Origin of the sequence: Caballeronia sordidicola, from assembly GCF_000729995.1 — a bacterium.
GTDB lineage: Bacteria > Pseudomonadota > Gammaproteobacteria > Burkholderiales > Burkholderiaceae > Caballeronia > Caballeronia sordidicola_A.
Map to the genome: position 1 here is coordinate 131405 of NZ_JNFG01000001.1, position 21851 is coordinate 153255.

At 61.3% G+C, this 21851-nt stretch carries 13 protein-coding genes; 11 read left to right on the forward strand and 2 right to left on the reverse strand.

Annotation, left to right across the window (positions count from 1 at the left end):
* Positions 1 to 48: 48 nt before the first annotated feature.
* The 11 genes from rho (at position 49) to FH08_RS0100635 (ending at position 18233) form a co-directional block, all read left to right on the forward strand.
* A complete protein-coding gene (gene rho, locus FH08_RS0100585) occupies positions 49 to 1314 on the forward strand; it encodes a transcription termination factor Rho (RefSeq protein ID WP_031356444.1) in 1266 nt (421 codons plus the stop codon).
* 174 nt (positions 1315 to 1488) lie between these two features.
* Entirely contained in the window at positions 1489 to 1968 is a 480-nt protein-coding gene (locus tag FH08_RS0100590; RefSeq protein WP_031356445.1) for a MerR family transcriptional regulator, read from the forward strand.
* Entirely contained in the window at positions 1968 to 3515 is a 1548-nt protein-coding gene (locus FH08_RS0100595) for an MFS transporter (protein WP_031356446.1), read from the forward strand. Before FH08_RS0100590 ends, FH08_RS0100595 begins: the two co-directional genes overlap by 1 nt.
* A gap of 36 nt (positions 3516 to 3551) precedes the next feature.
* Entirely contained in the window at positions 3552 to 4382 is an 831-nt protein-coding gene (locus FH08_RS0100600) for a zinc-dependent peptidase (RefSeq protein ID WP_031356447.1), read from the forward strand.
* A gap of 185 nt (positions 4383 to 4567) precedes the next feature.
* A complete protein-coding gene (locus FH08_RS0100605) occupies positions 4568 to 4822 on the forward strand; it encodes a type B 50S ribosomal protein L31 (RefSeq protein WP_031356448.1) in 255 nt (84 codons plus the stop codon).
* A gap of 318 nt (positions 4823 to 5140) precedes the next feature.
* A complete protein-coding gene (locus tag FH08_RS0100610) occupies positions 5141 to 6904 on the forward strand; it encodes an ArnT family glycosyltransferase (RefSeq protein WP_031356449.1) in 1764 nt (587 codons plus the stop codon).
* 2 nt (positions 6905 to 6906) lie between these two features.
* Positions 6907 to 8286 (forward strand): MATE family efflux transporter, encoded by a 1380-nt coding sequence (locus FH08_RS0100615; RefSeq protein ID WP_031356450.1) that lies wholly within the window; start codon positions 6907 to 6909, stop codon positions 8284 to 8286.
* Positions 8287 to 8417: 131 nt separating this feature from the next.
* Complete coding sequence (locus FH08_RS0100620) at positions 8418 to 14399, forward strand: Ig-like domain-containing alpha-2-macroglobulin family protein (protein WP_031356451.1); 5982 nt, start codon at positions 8418 to 8420, stop codon at positions 14397 to 14399.
* Between the two features lie 7 nt (positions 14400 to 14406).
* Positions 14407 to 16617, forward strand: coding sequence for a penicillin-binding protein 1C (gene pbpC / locus FH08_RS0100625; RefSeq protein WP_031356452.1), 2211 nt, complete (start codon positions 14407 to 14409; stop codon positions 16615 to 16617).
* 343 nt (positions 16618 to 16960) lie between these two features.
* The gene (locus FH08_RS0100630) at positions 16961 to 17569 is read left to right on the forward strand and encodes a ComEA family DNA-binding protein (RefSeq protein WP_031356453.1); all 609 of its coding nucleotides are present in this window, start codon (positions 16961 to 16963) and stop codon (positions 17567 to 17569) included.
* 214 nt (positions 17570 to 17783) lie between these two features.
* A complete protein-coding gene (locus FH08_RS0100635) occupies positions 17784 to 18233 on the forward strand; it encodes a YidB family protein (RefSeq protein WP_031356454.1) in 450 nt (149 codons plus the stop codon).
* Positions 18234 to 18350: 117 nt separating this feature from the next.
* On the opposite strand, the gene clpB is transcribed toward FH08_RS0100635, so the two are convergent.
* Together clpB and FH08_RS0100645 are read right to left on the reverse strand one after the other, a co-directional pair.
* Positions 18351 to 20948, reverse strand: a complete 2598-nt coding sequence (clpB, locus tag FH08_RS0100640; RefSeq protein WP_031356455.1) for an ATP-dependent chaperone ClpB — start codon at positions 20946 to 20948, stop codon at positions 18351 to 18353.
* Positions 20949 to 21291: 343 nt separating this feature from the next.
* Entirely contained in the window at positions 21292 to 21783 is a 492-nt protein-coding gene (locus tag FH08_RS0100645) for an Rrf2 family transcriptional regulator (RefSeq protein WP_031356456.1), read from the reverse strand.
* Between the last annotated feature and the right edge of the window lie 68 nt (positions 21784 to 21851).

The following is a 21851-nucleotide window of genomic DNA, read 5'->3' on the forward strand; positions in this document are numbered from 1 at the left end:
TCCTCCCAAATTCTCTGTTGTACCTCTTCTCCCTGGCGGGAAATCCGTATGCATTTATCCGAGCTCAAGTCTCAGCACGTCTCCGCATTGATCGAAATGGCCAATGGCCTGGAGATCGAAAACGCCAATCGACTGCGCAAGCAGGAATTGATGTTCGCGATTCTTAAAAAGCGCGCCAAAACCGGCGACACGATCTTCGGCGACGGCACGCTCGAAGTTTTACCTGACGGCTTCGGCTTCCTTCGGTCGCCCGAGACTTCATATCTCGCCAGCACAGACGACATCTACATCAGCCCGTCGCAAATCCGCCGCTTTAATTTGCATACCGGCGACACCATCGAAGGTGAAGTACGTACGCCAAAAGACGGCGAGCGCTACTTTGCATTGGTCAAAGTGGACAAGGTCAACGGCCAGGCGCCGGAAGCCTCGAAGCACAAGATCATGTTCGAGAATCTGACGCCGCTGCATCCGAACAAGCCGATGCCGCTTGAGCGCGAAATGCGAGGTGAAGAGAACGTGACGGGCCGGATCATCGACATGATCTCGCCTATCGGCAAGGGTCAGCGCGGGTTGCTGGTGGCATCGCCGAAATCGGGCAAGACCGTGATGCTGCAGCACATCGCGCACGCCATCAAATCGAACCATCCGGATATCGTGCTGTTCGTGCTGCTGATCGACGAACGGCCGGAAGAAGTGACGGAAATGCAGCGCTCGGTGGTCGGCGAAGTGATCGCTTCCACCTTCGACGAACCCGCCGCGCGCCACGTGCAAGTCGCGGAAATGGTGATCGAAAAGGCCAAGCGCCTGGTCGAAATGAAGCACGACGTCGTGATTCTGCTGGACTCCATCACCCGTCTCGCACGCGCCTACAACACGGTTGTCCCAGCCTCAGGCAAGGTCCTTACCGGCGGTGTGGACGCAAACGCGCTGCAACGCCCGAAGCGCTTCTTCGGTGCGGCACGTAATATTGAGGAAGGCGGATCGCTGACCATCATCGGCACGGCGCTGATTGAAACCGGCAGCCGGATGGACGACGTGATCTACGAAGAGTTCAAGGGCACCGGCAACATGGAAGTGCATCTGGAACGCCGTCTCGCAGAAAAGCGCGTCTACCCGTCGATCAACCTGAACAAGTCAGGCACGCGCCGCGAAGAATTGCTGATCAAGCCGGACCTGCTGCAAAAGGTTTGGGTGCTGCGCAAGTTCATTCACGACATGGACGAAGTCGAATCGATGGAATTCCTGCTCGACAAGATTCGTCAAACCAAGAACAACGCTGAATTCTTCGACCTGATGCGCCGCGGCGGTAGCTGAATCCGTAGCTAATCCAACGCACCAGTTCAGAACATGAAAGCCGCCCGCCTTCGCGGGCGGCTTTTTTTCGTCTGTCGAAACGAGGGGCGAGATTTACAACATGTACGTTAACGTTCATGTTGATCTATAATTCCGGGACATCATCATCCGCCGATAAAACCATCGGCCAGCGCCATGTCCAGCGAACTGCTCACCGTACGCGACGCCGCCGAGCGCCTCGGCGTCACCCCGCGCACGCTGAAATACTACGAAGAACGCGGTCTCGTTACGCCCAGCCGCAGCGAAGGGCGTTATCGGCTATATGACGAAAACGATCTGGAACGCTTCGGGCGAATCCTGAGGCTGCGATCGCTGGGATTTTCGCTGCACGGCATCGTGGAAATGCTCAAGCGGCCGCTCGAAAAAACGGAAGCTGGCCAGAACCGCTATTCGCCGGATTCGCTGGCGGACATTCGCCAAGGTCTGCAGCAGCAACTCGATGCAATCGATACCCGCATTGAGTCCGTGCGCCGCGAGTTGAAAGAAGCGCAAGCGGTGCGCGCCGAACTGCGTCTCGACCTGGATTACGTGGAAGCGCGGCTCGCCGGCCAGCCTGCCGACGCGTTGCTCGCACAAAGATCGAAGGCGAGCGCGAAGGCCGGGAGCAAGAAGTAATGAGTGCGCGGGCGCCGGTGTTCACCGTCGAGCGGTTGCGCGGCGACTTTTTCCCGTGGGTGCTCGCGCTCGTGACCGGGCTGGATTACTTCGACAACGCCATCTTCTCGTTTTTCGCCAGCTACATTGCGGGCGGCATCAATGCATCGCCGGATGAACTCGTGTGGTCGTCGAGCGCGTACGCGGTCGCCGCCGTGCTCGGGATCCTGCAGCAGCAATGGTGGGTGGATCGTCTCGGGCACCGGCGTTATGTGGCCGGCTGCATGCTGCTGTACGCGTGCGGCGCAATGCTGTCGGCGCTCACCGAAACCTCGCTGCAACTGATGTTCACGCGCGGTTTGCAAGGCTACTTCATCGGTCCGATGATGGGCGCCTGTCGCATCCTGATCCAGGTGAGCTTTACGCCGCAAAAACGCGCCGGCGCAACGCGGGCGTTCCTGATCCTGATTGTGGGCAGCAGCGCGGTTGCGCCCTTGCTTGGCGGCTGGCTGGTGTCGCACTTCGATTGGCGCGCGTTGTTCGCCTGCACCGCGCCCGCTGGGCTCGCATTCGCCGTCCTGGCCATGCTCGCATTACCTGATTCAGGCAACGTGGTGCGGGAAGAACGTGGCGCGACGAGCTTCTGGCCGTATCTATTGTTTGCATTTGCACAGGGCGCGCTGCAAATCGTGATGCAGCAAGTGCGCTTCGTGCACTTCAGCACGTCGCCCGCGCTCGTGCTGCTGACGATGGCGGGTATTGGCGCCCTCGCCTGGTTTGCGTGGCATCAATGGCATCACCCTGCACCGCTCGTGCGCCTTCACGCGCTACGCGAACGCTCGTTTCGGATCGGTCTCCTGCTGTACATGTTCTATTACTTCGAGTCGACGGGGTTCAGCTACCTGATCTCGCGATTCCTCGAACAGGGACTCGGTTATCCGGTCGAGAACACGGGCCGGCTAGTCGGCATTACGTCGCTGATATCGGGTTCTGCGCTGTTCCTATACTTCAGATATTCGAAGTACGTGAAGCGCAAGAAATGGATCATCGTGCCGGGTTTCGCGATTGCGGCGCTGGTCGGCTGGCTGATGACGCGAATGTCGCCGGACGTGGCCCAAAGCGACCTGATTCTGCCCATGCTGCTGCGTGGCTTGTTGCTGCTGTTCATTGTGTTGCCGGTCGCGAACCTGACGTTCAAAATTTTCGAGATCGAGGAGTTTACGCATGGGTACCGGCTGAAGAATATCGTGCGGCAGTTGACGCTTTCGTTTGCGACGGCGGCAGTGATTATTGTCGAACAGCATCGGGAAGCGCTGCATCAGTCGCGCCTCGCCGAAGCCGTGAATCCGTACAATCCGGAATTTCAGAACGCCGCGAGTGCGCTGACGAATGGCTTCGCGGCAGCGGGTCATTCAGCCGTCGATGCCCACGCGCTCGCTATTGCAACCATCGCCCGCACGGTCGCGCAGCAGGCAAGTTTCCTGGCCTCGCTCGACGGTTTCTATTTCATGATGGCCGTGGCAATTTGCGGCGGCGTGTTCGCCCTCTGGCAAAAACAAATCGATTGAGTTTGCGAAAAACACGGAGAGAACACTACAGACCTCATGGCCAATTTCCTGACCCGACTGATCAGCGGGAATCGACGTGAAAAAGCGCTGCGCAAACACGCGATCGACGACACGCTCTGGCAAGACACACTCGACCGCCTGCCATATTTCGGCCATCTCGATGACGTCGACCGCATCCGCCTGCGCGAATGCACGACGCTTTTCATCGCCGAAAAGGAGTTTTCGACCGCCCACGATCTGGCGCTCACCGACGCGATGATCGTCGCCATCGCGGCGCAAGCCTGCCTGCCCGTGCTGAATCTGAGCCTGGAGTTGTACCGCGGCTGGGTCGGCGTGATCGTGTATCCGGGCGAGTTCGTGATCCGCAAGACGGTCGAGGACGAGGCCGGCGTGGTGCACGAGATCGAGCACGATGCAAGTGGCGAGGCATGGGAAGGCGGGCCGGTCGTGCTGTCGTGGGAAGATGCCCAGATGACCGATGGCGAAGATGCCTACAACGTGGTGATCCACGAATTCGCGCACAAGATCGACATGCTCAATGGCGAGGCGGACGGCCATCCGCCGCTTTTTCGACGCTGGCACGCGCCGCTCGATTCCAATGCCTGGAACGATGTCTTCGATCATGCCTATGACCATTTCTGCGCCCAGGTCGATGCCGTTCCGGCGCGCCGCTGGGGCCGGTTTGAACGCGAATCGCTGATCGATCCTTACGCCGCAGACCATCCGTCGGAGTTTTTCGCGGTCTGCAGCGAGGCTTTGTTCGTCCAGCCCGTGGCGTTCGAGCGGGAATATCCGGAGTTGTATCGCTTGCTCGCGCGATATTACCGGCAGGACCCGGCGGGCGTGGGCGCGCTGAAGCAGGAATGAACGCGGCGCGTCGGTCCAGAAGCCCTGAAAACATGCCAAACGGCTGATTTTCTGGCATAATCGCCGTTTTTCGACCTCAGGCAAGTGGCTCGCGCTCGCAGGATCGGTTTGCAGGATAGCTTGCAAACACGCGCAAAACCCGCAACCCGGGTGGGCTGGCTACCAACAGATACCAAGGAAAGACCATGAAAGAAGGCATTCACCCGAATTACCGCGAAGTGCTGTTCGTCGACATGTCGAATGACTTCAAGTTCATCACACGTTCGACCATCAACACGCGCGAAACAGGCGAGTTCGAAGGCAAGACGTACCCGCTGGCCAAGATCGAAGTGTCGTCGGAATCGCATCCGTTCTACACCGGTAACCAGAAGATTATGGACACGGCCGGCCGCGTCGAGAAGTTCAACAAGAAGTTTGCAGCATTTTCGGCAAAGAAGTAATTAGTCGGGAAAGCCGCCAAGGCTGGATTTGAAGAAAGGCAGCGAAAGCTGCCTTTTTTTCGTCTATGCACCCAGTTTCGGGGCAATTTGGAGCTAAACGGGCGAACTCACCCCGCCGAACCCAGACGCTCACAATCACCGCAATGACGCGCGCAACGCCGCCCGTCTACAATGCCGGATTCGGTAAAAATCGCACGAGCCGCGCGTGACCCGTTAAGTCACGAGATTCGCGTGCCTTGTATGACTTAAGCACGACCCAAGCGCCGCCGCCTTGCTCTATCAGCGCTCCATCAGTTTTGTTCCGTCGCCCCAAAACGCATGCGAAATGTCGTCCGCCTGACCGCCTCCGCCACCAACGCCCTGCCGCGCTGGCTGCTGCTCGCTATTTGTATCGTCTACGCGTCGTTTGGACTGTTCGGTCGCGACCCGTGGAAAAACGAGGACGCAGCGGGCTTCGGCGTGATGTGGACGATGGCCAACGGCAGCATGAAAGACTGGCTGCTGCCGAACCTGCTAGGCAAGGCGCTTACCGGTGACGGCCCGTTCATGTACTGGTTCGGCGCGGGTTTTATCCGCCTGCTAAGCCCGTGGGTCGATGCAAGCAATGCATCGCGCGTGGTAACCGGATTGTTGTTCTGTCTCGCCTGCGCGTTCGTCTGGTACACGGCGTATCTGCTCGGCCGGCGCGACGAGGCACAACCGTTCAAATACGCCTTTGGCGGCGAGCCTGAGCCGCGCGACTACGGCCGCACGCTCGCCGACGGCGCGCTGCTGATCCTGCTCGCGTGCTTCGGCCTGGCCGAACGCGGCCACGAAACCACGCCTCAGCTCGCTCAGTTTGCCGGCACCGCCATGCTGGTCTACGGACTCGTGCGTAGTTGCGACAAGCCGATCCAGGGCGCGCTGATCTGGGGCGCGGCAATCGGCTTCGTGGGTTTGTCGAGTAGTCCGGTGCTGGTGCTCGCGCTGCTGATCTGTACGTTGGCAATGACTGTGATCGTGCGCGAAGTGCGGCCGTTTTATCTGCTCGTGCTCGGCGTGCCCGTGGCCGTGATCCTGATCGGCGCATGGGTGTGGCCGGTACTGCACTTCTACCCGGACGACGGCGAATGGTGGCTGCGTCAATGGTGGCGTAACAGCTTCGATTCGTTTTCCGGTTCGCCGATCCAGGCGCTTTCCTACTCCCTCAAGAATCTGCCGCTCTTCACGTGGCCAGCGTGGCCGCTCGCCATCTGGACGTTTGTGAGCTGGAGCGGGCTGCGGCGCTCGCCGCATGTGGCCGTGCCGTTATCGGTGATCGGGCCGCTGCTGGTGCTGGTGATCCTGCAGAGCCACCAGTCGAACCGACTGTTCATGCTGTTGCTGCCGCCGTTGTCCGTGCTGGCCACGTTCGCGCTGCCCACGCTCAAGCGCGGGGCGATCAACGCCATCGACTGGTTCGCGATGTTGAGTTTCACACTGCTTGCGACCTTCGTATGGCTTGTCTGGACCGCGGGCCTGTTTGGCTTCCCTGCGCCGCTCGCGCGCAATCTCGCGCGTCTCGCGCCTGGTTTCCAGCCCGAATTCAAGATCCTGTCGTTCGTGTGCGCGGTCGCCGTGACGGTGTGCTGGTTCTCGCTCGCGCGCTGGCGTCTCGCGCGCCATCCGAAGGTGTTGTGGCGCAGCGTCGTGCTGTCGAGCGCAGGCACCACGCTGATGTGGGTGCTGCTGATGACGCTGTGGCTGCCGGTGGTGAACTACAGCCGGACGTATCGCGACGTGGCTGAACAGATCGCCGATCATCTGCCGCCCGACTACACCTGCATTTCTCCGGTGCGTTTGGGCGATGCGCAGATTGCGACCTTCGCGTATTTCGGCGGCATGCATTTCGCCTTCGATGAAGACTGCGACGTGATCCTGCGCCAGGACACGCAGGATTACGGCGAACCGTCGTCGATCTCGCAGTTCGAGTGGAAGCTCGTGTGGGAAGGCCGGCGCGTGGCCGACCGCGACGAGCGGTTCCGGCTGTATGTGCGCATCGAGCGGCCGGTGCCGCCGGTCAAGCGACCGCGACCGAAGTCGCTGCATCGCGGAAGCGACTGACCATGTGGCCGGATGTCCGCAAGATCGTGGCTCTCGCGTGGCCGGTGCTGATCGGCCAGTTGGCAATCATCGCGTTCGGCGTGATCGATACGGCCATGGTCGGCCGATATTCCGCCACGGATCTCGCGGCGCTTGGCCTCGGTTCGTCGATCTACATCTCTGTCTATATTGGTTTGACGGGCATTTTGACGGCGTTGCAGCCCATTGCAGGACAATTGTTCGGTGCGCTCCGCGAAGCCGAGATTGGCGAGGAAGTCCGGCAGGCGTTATGGCTGGCGGCGGTGTTGTCGGTGATCGGCTTCGTCTGCCTGTATTTTCCCCAGCCTCTGCTGAGCATCGCCGATGCTCCCCCGGCCCTGCACGAACGCACCCTCGCCTATTTGCGCATCCTGTCGCTTGGGCTGCCCGCGAGTCTCGCATTTCGCGTCTATAGCTCGCTCACGAACGCCGTCGGCAAACCGCGCCTGGTGATGTTTCTGCAAGTCGGCGCGCTGATGCTGAAAGTTCCGCTCAACCTGTGGTTCATCTTCGGCGGTTTCGGCGTGCCGGCGCTCGGTGGTCCGGGCTGCGCCATCGCGAGCACGATGATCAACTGGCTGATCGCCATCGTGGGAATAACTGTGCTTGTGCGCGTCGAGTTCTTCCGGCCGTTCGGCGTGTTTTCACGATTTTGCTGGCCGGTCTGGCATCGTCAGAAGGCACTGCTTAAACTCGGCATTCCGATGGGGTTGTCCTACCTGATCGAAGTGACGTCATACACGTTCATGGCGTTGTTCATCTCGCACTTCGGCACGACCACGCTGGCCGGCCATCAGATCACCGGCAACATTGGCGCGGTGCTCTACATGACGCCGTTGTCCATTGGCGTGGCGTCCGCGACCCTCGTCTCGCAAGCCCTCGGCGCTCAACGTTTCGATGCCGCCCGGTCGCTCGCCCGTCACGGCATTGCGTTGTCGTGCGGTATCGCGTGCGTGTACGGCGCGGCGCTGTTTGCGCTCAGGCCGTACTTGCTCGAGGCCTACACGCCTGACAGTCAGGTGATCGCGGCGGCCATGCCGTTGCTGGCAATCGTCGTGTTTTATCACTTCTTCGATGCCCTCCAGATCACCACGGCTTTCGTGCTGCGCGCCTACAAGGTGGCGGTGGTGCCCACGGTGATCTACGCGGTCGCGTTGTGGGGCATCGGGCTGGGCGGCGGCTACTTGCTCGGATTCGACGTCGGCGGTTACGCGCCGGCCTGGCTGCAAGGCGCACGCGGGTTCTGGGTGGCAAACTCGGTGAGTCTGGGCGTAGCGGGTGTAGGACTGTTCCTCTACTGGCGACGGATCAGCACGCGGCATATCCCGGACGATCGCGTTCGCGCGGGGGCGGAATCGGTTTAGCTTCAATCGCAACAACCGCGCACTGAATGCAATCAATTCACACGTCTTGTCATAAATTGAAAACAATTGGCAAGGATGACGTAACACTCCGGTAGAATCGCCTGCGTTTTGACCACCCTGGAACGAGTGCGATGATCCGCGACATAAAAAAACAACGCTGGCCACTGGCGGTGCTTGCCGCCCTTTCCGTGTTCGTCGTCGGCTTCCTGGGCGCCACGCATCGCGCCGACGCCGCCCGCACAATAAGCGTATCGCCACAGGGCAAGGTCACGCAGGTACGCCAGGTGGTCGTCAAGTTCGACGAAGCGATGATCGCGTTCGGAGACCCCGCAGCCAAGGCCCCGGCTCAGGTCCATTGCAGCGGGGGGACATCGGCAGGTTCTGCGCATTGGATCGACGATAAAACCTGGGCCTTCGATTTCGCCCAAGACCTCACGCCCGGCATGCGCTGCTCGGTCGCGCTGGAAGACGGGCTCAAGTCCACCGCGGGCAACGCGCTTACCGGTCCACGCCAGTTCCGCTTCGAAACCGGCGGCCCGTTTGTCACACAGGTCATGCCCGGCGGCGGCGAAATAGAAGAAAACCAGATCTTCGTGCTGCGCCTGAACGGCCCCGCTACGGAAGCGTCCGCGTTACAGGACATCTGGTGCGAATCGAATGGATTGGGGAACCGGATCCCCGTCAAAACCGTCGATTCCAATTCACGCGCCGCCCTTCTCAAACATTTCCGCCTCGAAAAAGACAGCGCACGCGTGCTCACGCTTGCCTGCCAGCAAACCCTGCCGTCCGCCACGAAGATGCAACTCGTGTACGGCGCGGGCGTAGCCGGCCCGAGCGGCCTCGCGAACGACGTGGAGAAACGCTTCGACTTCGATGTCCGCGAACCCTTTACTGCGAGTTTCTCCTGCGAACGTGAAAACGCGAAGGCGCCCTGCACGCCTTTGCGCCCGCTGCGTATCCGCTTCAGCTCGCCCGTGCCGCGTTCCGACGCCGAGAAAATCACCCTGCACGGCCCGGGCGGCAAGACCTCGCCCCAGTTCGATCCCGATGAAAAGGACAACGACATCACCAGCGTCCAGTTCGCAGCGCCGTTACCCGAACACGCGGATTTATCGATAGAACTGCCGAACGGACTCAAGGATTCCAGCGGCCGCACGCTCTCGAATGCGGACCTCTTCCCGCTGAAGACATCGACGGCGCCCATGCCGCCGCTCGCCAAGTTTTCATCGTCGACCTTCGGGATCATCGAGCGTTTCGCCGAGCCCAACATGCCTGCCATGTTGCCCGTCACGCTGCGCCACGTGGAAGCCGACCTAAAGGTGAACGGGCTCAACGCGGGGTCATCGAGTGTGACGAAACTGCGCGTGGATGCCGACACGGACATCCGTAAATGGATGAAAACCGTCGATCGTTTCGATGGCTTTTCAATGGCCGTCTCGCAGATTAAAGAGGATATGCCGCAGGCGCTGAGCAACGGCATCAAGCCCGTCTACGCCCAGGGCAGCACGGCGAAAGATCCGCAAATCGATATCCGCTCGCTGTCGTTGCTGGCGAAACAACCCGGCGTTGAAAGCCTGAGCGTGCCGCAGGCCGATCCCAAGTCGCTGCGGCCTTTTGAAGTGGTCGGCATTCCGCTCCCGAAACCCGGTTTCTATGTAGTCGAACTGGCATCGCCGGCGCTCGGCGCATCGTTGCTCGGCAAACCGCAAGCCATGTATGTGCGTACCTCGGTGCTCGTCACCAACCTTGGTGTCCACTTCAAACAAGGCCGCGAAAACAGCATCGTCTGGGTGACCGCGCTCGATAGCGGCAAACCTGTGCCGAACGCACAAGTGCGCGTCGCCGATTGCAACGGCGATCAGGTCGCCACCGCGAAAACGGATGCGCAGGGCATCGCGACGATCAGCAAACCGCTGGCATCGGCGCGTGCTTGCGATGAAAAGAGCATCGACGATTCCGGCTTTTTCGTCTCGGCGCGCGTCGATGATCCGAAGACTGGTCCGGACATGGCGTTCGTACGTTCCGACTGGAATCGCGGAATTGAATCGTGGCGCTTCAATGTGCCTACCGATATGAGCCGCGATCAAACCACGCGCGCGACAACCGTATTTGACCGGACGCTGCTGCGCGCAGGCGAAACGGTATCGATGAAACATTTGATGCGCGAAGAAACGCTGAGCGGTTTTGCCTTTCCCTCTCATTTGCCGTCGCGCGTGACGATCCGTCATGAGGGCAGCGGCCAGACCTATCATCTGCCGCTCAAATGGGCGGCCGACCGGAGCGCGGATTCCACCTTCCCGATCCCCGCCGCCGCGAAGCTCGGCGAATACAGCGTGACGCTGGATGACGGCTCGACGAACTCGGACGACGACAGCGATAACAGCAACGACGACCAGGGTTCGACGAGGCACATGAGCATCGAGACGGGCAATTTCCGCGTGGAGGAATTCCGCCTGCCGGTGTTCAAGGGATCGATCGGCATTCGCGATCAGAAGACCGGCGCGCTGGTGGCCGCGACCACGGCGCCGCTTGCGGTGCAGATTGAATATGTATCAGGCGGACCGGCATCGAACCTGCCTGTGCAAGTGTCGGCGCTGATGAAGGACACATCGCCGTCATTTGCTTCGCAGTTCGAATCGTTTAGCTTCGCGCCGTACAAGAAGCCCACCGATGATGGCGCCAGTGCGCCCGCAACCGAAGGCGACGACGACAACAGCAACGCGCAGGAAGATACGTCGACGGCCAAGCTTATCGCCGATAAAACCGCGCTGACACTCGACCGCAACGGCACCGGAACCCTCACGCTGAAATCGCTGCCGATCGTGGAAGCGCCGAAGCAGCTTGCGCTGGAAGCGACCTTCGCGGACCCGAACGGCGAGATCCAGACGCTACGCGGCAGTGCGACGCTCTGGCCCGCGGCGGTTGCCGCCGGCATCAAGGCGGGTGACTGGGTATCCGTCGGGAATGCGGTGCCGGTGCAGGCGCTTGCCGTTGACTTGCAAGGCAAGCCGCGAGCAGGGGTTGCGCTCGAAATTCGCGGCGTTGCACGGACCATGACGAGCTCGCGCAAGCGCATGGTCGGCGGTTTCTACGCGTACGACAACCATACGGAAACCAAGGACCTCGGCACGCTCTGCAGTGGCAAGAGCGACGACCACGGCCTGCTTTCCTGTGAGGCAAAACTGAAGGAACCCGGCAACGTCGACCTGATCGTTACTGCCAAAGACGGCGATGGCCGCGTGGCGAACGCGACCACCTCGGTCTGGGTCACGCGCGAAGATCAACTCTGGTTCGGCGGCGAAAATACTGACCGAATTGATGTGCTGCCTGAAAAAACAAGCTACGAACCCGGCGAAACCGCCCGCTTCCAGGTGCGCATGCCGTTCCGCTTCGCGACCGCGCTGGTGGCCGTGGAGCGCGAGGGGATCGTCGAAACGAAGGTCGTGCAACTCGATGGCAAGAACCCGACCGTCGAATTGAAAGTGCAGAACACGTGGGGGCCGAACGTGTATGTCTCCGTGCTCGCGATCCGCGGACGGATTCACGAAGTGCCGTGGTATTCGTTCTTCACATGGGGGTGGAAAGCGCCGCTCGATTGGGTGCACGCGTTCTGGTATGAAGGGCGGCAGTATGAAGCGCCTACGCCACTGGTCGATTTGTCGAAGCCCGCGTTCCGTTACGGGCTCGGCGAGATCAAGGTGGCGACGGCATCGCACAAGCTCGGCGTCACCGTCACGACGGATGCAAAGTCGTATGCCGTGCGTTCGAAGGCGCATGTGAAAGTCCGCGTGACGCTACCGGACGGCAAGCCCGCACCGGCCGGCACGCAGATCGCGCTCGCCGCCGTCGATGAAGCCCTGCTCGAACTGATGCCAAATCAAAGCTGGAACGTTCTCGACGCCATGTTGCAACGGCGCGCATATGGCGTGGAGACATCGACGGCGCAAATGGAGATCATCGGACGCCGTCACTTCGGGCGTAAAGCCGTGCCCGCGGGCGGTGGCGGCGGACATAGCGCGACACGCGAACTGTTCGATACGCTCCTGCTCTGGAACCCGCGCGTGACGCTCGATTCAAACGGCGAGGCCTCAGTCGATGTACCACTCAACGACGCGCTCACGAGCTTCCGTATTGTCGCGATCGGCGCTGTGGGCGCAGGTCAATTCGGTACCGGAAGTGCATCGATACGCAGCACACAGGATCTGCAATTGATCTCCGGTCTGCCGCCGCTCGTGCGTGTAGGCGACCAGTTCCGCGCCTTGTTTACGCTGCGCAATACGACCGCACGGACGATGCAGGTTGTCGTCACGCCACATGTTCCTTCGCTCGATCTTCCCGCGCAGAACGTGACGCTGAAGCCGGATTCATCGCAGGAAATCATGTGGGACGTGAAGACGCCGGATGCTATCGGCATGGCGGCAACGGGCGCGTTGAACTGGGAAGTGAGCGCAACGGAACAAGGCGGTCCGAAAGCCACCGATGCCGTCAAACTCACGCAACGCGTGGTGGCCGCGATTCCCGTGACCGTGCAGCAAGCAACGATCACGCAGGTCGATGGCACGTTCGCGTTGCCCGTGGCGCCGCCTGAGACTGCGGTGGCATCGGCAGATGGTCAAATTCGCGGCGGCATTGCCGTGACGTTGCAGCCGAAACTCGCCGATGGCCTGCCGGGTGTACGACGTTGGTTCGAACGTTATCCGTATAACTGCCTCGAGCAGCAAACGTCGCGCGCGCTGGGTCTCGATGACCTCACGCAATGGCAGACGGTGATCGCGCGCATGCCGTCGTATCTGGACAGCGATGGGCTCGCCAACTACTTCCCGCCTTCGGACGATTCGCGGCCCTACGGGAGCCCGGCGTTGTCGGCCTATCTGCTTGCCGTCAGCGATGAGGCATCGAAAGCCGATCCCCGCTTCGCGCTGCCCGACGACCTGCGCGACAAACTCGCGGGTGCGCTGACGAACTTCGTGGAAGGCAAGATCGAGCGGAAGTTCTGGTCGCCTCGGCAGGACCTGGACTTCGTGAAGCTCTCGGCGATTGAAGCGTTGTCGCGCTACGGGCTGGCTGCACCGCGGATGCTCGGCTCGATCACCATCGCGCCGAATCAGTGGCCGACGTCCGCGCTGCTCGATTACTACTCGATCCTTTCGCGTGTCGATGGCATCCCACAACGCGACGATCAGCGCGCGCAAGTCGAGCAGATCCTGCGGGCACGTCTGACGTATTCGGGCACGCGCCTGACCTTCTCGACCGCCGCCGATGACGATCTCTACTGGCTCATGACCGGCCCGGAATCGAATGCGGCACGCACGGCATTGATCTTCGCCGATAACCCCGCGTGGAAGGATGAAATGCCGCGCCTGGTCGGCGGTTTGCTCGCGTTGCAGACGAACGGCGCGTGGCAAACCACGACGTCGAACCTGTGGGGCAAGCTCGCCGTGCAGCGCTTCTCGCGCGTGTTTGAAAGCACGCCGGTCAGCGGTCAAACGCACATTGCGCTGGGTGCGGTGGAAAAAGCGATAGCGTGGAATGCGCCAGCCTCGCCCGCGAATCCTCGCAACGTAACGTTGCCTTGGGCATCCGGCACGTTGAACCTGACGCAAGACGGCACGGGCAAACCATGGGCGACTATCGAGAGCCTTGCGGCCGTCGCGTTGAAAGCGCCGTTCGCGGCGGGGTATCGGATCACGAAAACCATCACGCCGGTCGATCCTGTGGTCAAGGGCACGCTCTCGCGGGGTGACATCGTGCGTGTGCATCTCGACATCGATGCACAAAGCGATATGACATGGGTCGTCGTCAATGATCCGATTCCGGCCGGCGCAACGATTCTCGGCTCGGGCCTCGGGCGTGATTCCGAAGCGGCGACCGAAGGCGAAAAGAGCCCGCAAGGCGCGTGGCCGGCGTTTGTCGAGCGTGGTTTCGATGGGTATCGCGCGTATTACGACTATCTGCCGAAGGGGAAATTGCAAGTGGAATACACGGTCCGGCTGAACAATGCCGGCACGTTCGGGTTGCCGCCTACGCGCGTGGAAGCGCTCTACGCACCCTCCGTATTCGGCGCGATTCCCAACGCGACGATGGTCGTCGCGCCACTGGCTGCTGCTAAATAACTGCTCCATGAAACGCGCTGCCCTCGCCCTTATCGGTTGCGTCGCCTTCGCCGGGTTTGCCAGCTCGGCTAATGCGCTGCCGAGCTTCGACGAAGTGCGCTCCGGCTGGCGCAGTTCCGATTGGGTGCTGCTCGCCCGCGATGGCGAACCGCTGCAGCGTACGCGTATCGATACAACCGAGCGGCGCGGCGATTGGGTCGCGTTACAGGATGTGTCGCCGGCGTTGCGCGAAGCCATTGTGGTGTCGGAAGACAAGCGCTTCTACGAGCACAGCGGCGTGGATTGGCGCGGCGCAGCGGCCGCCGCCTGGGCGAACCTGTGGAACACGCGTACGCGCGGCGCGTCGACGGTGACCATGCAGCTGACCGGTCTGATCGATGAAGATCGCCGGCCGGGTCGCCGCTCGATAAGCGAGAAAGCGACGCAGACGGTCGGCGCGTTATGGCTCGATCACGCCTGGCGCAAGGACCAGATTCTTGAGGCGTATCTCAATCTCGTGCCGTTTCGCGGTGAGATCGTGGGTTTGTCGGCGTTGTCGCAAACTCTGTTCGGCAAATTTCCATCCGGGTTGAATGAACGCGAAGCCGCGCTCACGGCCGCGCTGGTGCGGGCGCCAAACGCGAATTACGCGAAGGTATCGACGCGGACCTGCGGCATTTTGCGGGACATGAACCGGGCGCGGCTATCGGCAACCGACCCTTGCGCGAACCTCGACAGCTACGTGCAATTGACACTCACGCGCACCGCGTCCGCTTCGCCGCGGTCTTCGGATTACGACGCGCTCGCACCGCACTTCGCGCGCCGTGTGGCCGCCGAAGTGCATCCGGCAGCGGGCGCACGCGTCCAGTCCACGCTCGACGCCTCGCTGCAGCGCTTCGCCCGCGACTCGCTCGCGCGTACCTTGCTCGAACTCAACTCGCGCGCGCATCAGCGCAACGTGCACGACGGCGCGGCGATCGTCATCGATAACCGCAGCGGCGAGATTCTCGCGTGGGTCGGCTCGGCCGGAGGGTTGTCGAACGCACCGGAAGTCGATGCTGTCGTCGCGCTGCGCCAGGCCGGCTCGACGCTCAAGCCGTTCTTGTACGCTCAGGCCATCGACGAAAAGCGTCTCACGCCTGCCTCTCTACTCGATGACGCCCCACTCGATCTCGCCACCGGCGGCGGCCTGTATATCCCGCAAAACTACGATCACGATTTCAAGGGCTGGGTGAGCATGCGCACGGCGCTGGGGTCGTCGCTGAATGTGCCGGCCGTGCGCACGCTGGTGATGGTCACGCCGCACCGGTTCGCGAAAACTCTGGTGTCGCTCGGTCTGCCGCTCACGCAAGCCGGCGATTACTACGGCTTCAGCCTCGCGCTAGGTAGCGCCGACGTGACGCTGGCAACGCTTTCGAACGCGTATCGGACGCTTGCGAACGGCGGTGTTACAGGGCCAATTTCGGATGTCCCGGCGCGCGCCCTGACGCCTCCCGGCACCCAAGTTTTCAGCCCGCAAGCGAGCTTTATCGTGACGAACATCCTCGCCGATAACAATGCTCGCACTCGTACCTTCGGCTTCGACAGCGTCCTCGCCACGCGCTTTTTCAGCGCTGTGAAGACTGGTACAAGCAAGGACATGCGCGACAACTGGGCAGTCGGCTACACGTCGCGTTATACGGTCGGCGTATGGGTCGGAAACGCGGACGGCGCACCCATGTGGGACGTCTCCGGCGTCACGGGCGCCGCGCCCGTATGGGCCGCGCTCGTGAACTACCTGCACCGGCGCACGCCAAGCCGAGCGCCAGCCGCGCCGCCGGGCGTGGTGCGCGCGAGTATCGTTTATCAAAACGATATCGAGCCGGCGCGCGACGACTGGTTCCTGAGCGGCACGCAAATGTCGCGGATCGCGTTGTCGGCGAATGCAGAAGGCGCGGCTGTACGCAACGGCACAGCCCGAATTGCCTCGCCCACCGACGGCACCATTTTCGCGCTCGATCCCGACATTCCCGCCGCGCGTCAGCGGGTCTGGTTCGAGAGCGCGCAAAGCGCGCCCGCGGGCAGCGTGTGGCGGCTGGACGGCAAATCGGCCGGGCCTTCCGCTCAAATGGCACGAATGGCGTGGCTGCCGTGGCCAGGGCACCACACGCTGGAACTGGTCGACCGCCAGGGCGTGGTGGTCGATTCGGTGAAGTTCGAAGTACGCGGCGCGTTTGCGAAAATCAAGACAAAAGGTTGATTACGATCAAAACCCGAACGATCAAACCGGAAGAATCAAATCGCCATAGCATCGATTTCGACAAACTTATATCCGGAAAACGTTAAATCTGAACCCACCCGCCCCCATCCGCCATGAGTCTGGTGATAATCGCTAAACGGAATTGAAACCAGACAGTGGATTGGGTACAACCGGCAAAATAATAGCCGGTGATGTTGTAAAAAATAATCCCAGCCGCACCGGACGGAGGGCGCTGCCATTATCCTGACCCGCGTTTTATCCTATGCTTGTTGGACTTCTGGCCAGGCATCCAGTAAGGCCGGCATCGATTCCACTTTTTATTTTTTAACCTGGAGCACTTGTCATGCTTAAAAAGCTGTTGATGCTATGTCTGGCCCTTGCGTTGTCCATAGGCGCCGCGTTCGCGGCCGTCGACGTGAATACGGCGGACCAAACGTCGCTTGAGGCGGTAAAGGGGCTTGGGCCGGTGAAATCGAAGGCGATCATCGATGAACGGACGAAGAACGGCCCGTTCAAGGATGCCGACGATCTCGCCAGCCGCGTGAAAGGCCTCGGCACAAAGTCCGTGACGAACCTGGAGCAGGCGGGGCTGACAGTTGGCGGTTCATCCGCACCGCCGACCGGAACGAAGGCGAGCAAGACGCCGGCCGCCGCCAATGCAGGAGCAGCGGCGCCCGCCAAATCGACGGTGAAATCGTCAACGGCCGCGACCGCCGCGACCTCACCCGCCGCGACCACGGCTACGACGCCCGCGGTGACGCCGGCAGCAACGGCAGACCCTGCGTCCACCACCAAGGGCAAGAAGGGTAAAAAAGCCAAGGCCGACGCGGCAGCGAGCGCGAGCACGCCGACTGCAGCAACGACCGCCGACGCGGCGTCGGGTGCGAGCGGCGCGAAGGCGTCGAAGAAGTCCAAGAAAAAGAAAGCCGCGAGCGACGCGGCAGCAACCTGAGGACGGCGACGCACTTCGGCGCTGAATCCCGAGCGTGGAACGGCTGTGTGGATCGGCCATCGGCACGTAGCTCGAATTCAAGCAGCCCAGATCGCCTTGCAGCATCGAAACAATTTGGCCGCTCCTTAACGGACGGCATGTTTTCCGTCCGGCAGAAGCAAACCAGCATCACGCCGGACGGCATCTAACCAGCATCGTTTCAAGTGAGACAGCCATGAGCCTATTCGATACCCTCGCCTCCTCCTTCGGCAATTCGTCTGAGGGCGGCGCCTCGCAGTCCGGACTGATCGCCATTGCGACGGAGTTCGTCAATAACCAGCCAGGCGGCCTGAACGGCTTGATTCAACGTTTCCATGAAAACGGCGCGGGCGACATCGTGTCGTCGTGGGTCGGCAACGGCGAAAACAAGCCCATCAGCTCGGACACCGTGAACAACGTGCTCGGTTCGGACGCGGTCGGCCAGTTGGCGCAGAAAGCCGGCCTGTCCGGCGACCAGGTGTCCGGCATATTGGCTGCGGTGTTGCCGCACCTCGTGAACCACGCGACGCCGGACGGCCAGGTGCCGGCGGACGGCAAGCTGGACGTAGGCAGTTTGCTGGGATCGCTCGGTGGGCTTGGCGGTCTGGCAGGCTTGTTCGGCAAGAGCGAAGAACCGAAGGCGTAAGCGTTCCCGACTTAGTCCTCTGTAATAGCAAAAAGGGGCAACGGATCACTCCGTTGCCCCTTTTTGTTGTGACGAACGACGCCCGACCTACGTCGCCGGGCACCTTCCCCACCCGCCTTAATGCACGACGCGATCGAACACCAGCTCGCCGTCCCGCATATCCACGGGGATCACGTCCTTCGGTCCGAACTTGCCGGCCAGGATCAGCTTCGCGACCGGGTTCTCGATCTGCTGCTGGATCGCGCGTTTCAACGGCCGTGCGCCAAACACCGGGTCGTAACCCACCTTGCCGATGTGTTCCAGCGCGGCATCCGACACGTCGAGTTGCATCTCCAGCTTCGCGAGCCGCTCATGCAAGCGCTGCAACTGGATCTTCGCGATCATCTGGATGTTCTCGCGGTCGAGCGAATGGAACACCACGACGTCATCGATACGATTCAGGAATTCCGGCCGGAAGTGCAGCTTGACCTCTTCCCAGACCGCTTCCTTAACCGCTTCGTGCGGCTCGCCGACCATCGCCTGAATCACGTGCGACCCGAGATTCGACGTCATCACAATGACAGTGTTCTTGAAGTCCACGGTGCGCCCTTGCCCATCGGTCATGCGGCCATCGTCGAGCACTTGCAGCAGCACGTTGAACACGTCCGGATGCGCCTTCTCGATTTCATCGAGCAGGATCACGCTGTAGGGCTTGCGACGCACCAGTTCGGTCAGGTAACCGCCTTCCTCATAACCGACATAACCCGGCGGCGCACCAATCAACCTCGCGACGCTGTGCTTCTCCATGAACTCGCTCATATCGATACGGATCATGTGATCCTGCGAATCGAACAGGAACGCGGCGAGCGCCTTGCACAACTCGGTCTTGCCCACACCCGTCGGCCCAAGGAACAAGAACGAACCATACGGACGATTCGGGTCCGACAACCCCGCGCGTGACCGGCGGATCGCATCGGCCACCGCGCCGATCGCTTCATCCTGACCCACCACGCGGTCATGCAGCTTGCCTTCGATCTGCAACAGCTTCTCGCGCTCGCCTTGCATCATCCGCGACACGGGAATGCCGGTGGAACGCGACACCACTTCCGCGATTTCCTCGGCGCCCACTTGCGTGCGCAACAGACGCGGTCGCGTGGGATTGGTCTGCTCCGCGGTCTCGGACTGCGTCACCTGCTTCAGTTGCGCTTCAAGCCCGGGCAGCTTGCCGTACTGCAATTCGGCAACCTTCTCCAACTTGCCTTCGCGCTGCAACCGCACGATATCCGCCCGCACTTTCTCGATCTCTTCCTTCAGCGTCGCGCTGCCTTGCACGGCGGCTTTCTCCGCCATCCAGATTTCCTCGAGATCGGAGTACTCCCGACCCAGCCGCTCGATTTCAGCCTCGATCAACTGCAGGCGCTTCTGCGATGCCTCGTCCTTTTCTTTCTTGACGGCTTCGCGCTCGATCTTCAACTGGATCAACCGGCGATCGAGCCGATCCATCTCTTCGGGCTTCGAATCGATTTCCATCTTGACCCTGGACGCAGCTTCGTCGATCAGGTCGATGGCTTTATCGGGGAGAAAACGGTCCGTGATGTAGCGATGCGACAATTCCGCCGCCGCGACGATTGCCGGATCGGTGATTTCCACGCCGTGATGCAACTCGTACCGTTCCTTCAGGCCGCGCAGGATTGCGATGGTTGCTTCCACCGACGGTTCGTCGACCAGCACCTTCTGGAACCGGCGCTCGAGCGCCGCGTCCTTTTCGATGTACTTGCGATATTCGTCAAGCGTCGTTGCGCCGATGCAATGCAGCTCGCCGCGCGAGAGCGCCGGCTTCAGCATGTTGCCCGCATCCATGGCGCCTTCGGCTTTACCAGCCCCCACCATGGTATGGATTTCATCGATGAAAACGATGGTCTGGCCTTCGTCCTTGGCAATGTCGCTAAGCACGGATTTGAGCCGCTCTTCGAATTCGCCACGATACTTGGCGCCGGCCAGCAACGCGGCCATGTCGAGCGACAGCACGCGCTTGCTCTTGAGCGATTCCGGCACTTCGCCGTTCACGATCCGCTGCGCGAGACCTTCCACAATCGCCGTCTTGCCCACGCCCGGCTCGCCAATCAGCACCGGATTGTTCTTCGTGCGGCGTTGCAGGATCTGGATTGAACGGCGAATTTCATCGTCACGGCCGATCACCGGGTCGAGCTTGCCGGCGCGTGCGCGCTCGGTCAGGTCGACGGTGTATTTCTTCAACGCGCCGCGCTGGCTTTCGGCGTCCTGGCTATTCACCTGGCCGCCGCCGCGAACCGAATTGATCGCCGCTTCAAGCGCCTTGCGCGTGAGGCCGTGCTGCTTGGCAATACGGCCGGCTTCGCCCTTGTCATCGGCGATGGCGAGCAGGTACATCTCGCTCGCGATAAACGTGTCGTTGAGCTTTTGGGCTTCTTTGTCGGCGCTGTTCAGCAAGCCGGCGAGATCGCGGCTGACCTGCACATTACCGTCCGTGCCCCGGACTTGCGGCAGGCGCGTCATGGCGTCCTTGAGCGCGGTTTGCAGCGCCTGGACCTGCACGCCCGCCTGCGACAGCAGCGAGCGCGCCGAACCGTCCTGCTGCGCGATCAGCGCGGAAAGCAGGTGCACCGGTTCGATATATTGATTCTCATTGCCGACGGCGAGACTCTGCGCGTCAGCCAGTGCTTCCTGGAACTTCGTAGTTAGCTTGTCGATTCTCATATTGAGACCTCCAAATCGGGATGTGTTCAAAATGAGGCGTGATCCGGCACTTTCAAGCGTTCCACTGCCCAAAAACCGCACTTTTCTGCGAAATGCCGATTGACGCGCTTGGGTGGTGGCGAACGGTTAATGGCGGTTGGTACCGGTCATGCTGCGCAAAAAATGTCGAGTCGGGAGCCGCAACTTACGCTGGCGTCCGTCGAATGTGCGCGTCATTGGAGAATTGTGACCGGATCGCGACGGCCGCGGACTGATCCAGGTCGAAGAACCAGCACGGGCTGCGCTCGGAATAAACGCGCGTCAGGAAGGTCAGTCAGTCACATCAGTCACGTAAGCAGCTCAGTCAGCTATGTCCGGCGATACGATCTATGCCCGCCGCTGCCGGCATGAACCGCACGATGCCGAGCACGCCCGCGAGCTCATCGGCCGGCGACGCCAGATCGCCGACCGTATGCTGATCGAGTTCCGCGAGGAACGCATCGCGCGCGGCGGCGAACACCCCCCGCAGACGGCAATGTGACTGGATTACGCAATGCCGGTGAGCCTCGCTTTCATCGGCGAAACAGCCGACTATCGAAAAATCGTTCTCCGTCTTGCGCACGACCTCGCCGATGCTCAGCGACAGTGTACGAGGATTGAGCCTCAGGCCGCCGTTACGGCCGCGTACGGTTTCCACCCAGCCCAGCTCCCCCAGCCGCTGCACCACCTTCATGAGATGGTTCTTGGAGATCCCATAGGCGCCGGAGATCTCCTGGATCGTCGACAGCCCCTCGGGCCGGACGGCCAGATAGAGCATGACGCGCAACGAATAGTCGGTGTAATCGGTCAGTCGCATGGGTATTCGCGTTGTTCGCGTAATCAGTCGCGTAATCGTCGCATGGCCGATCGCCCACTTTCTGGCCT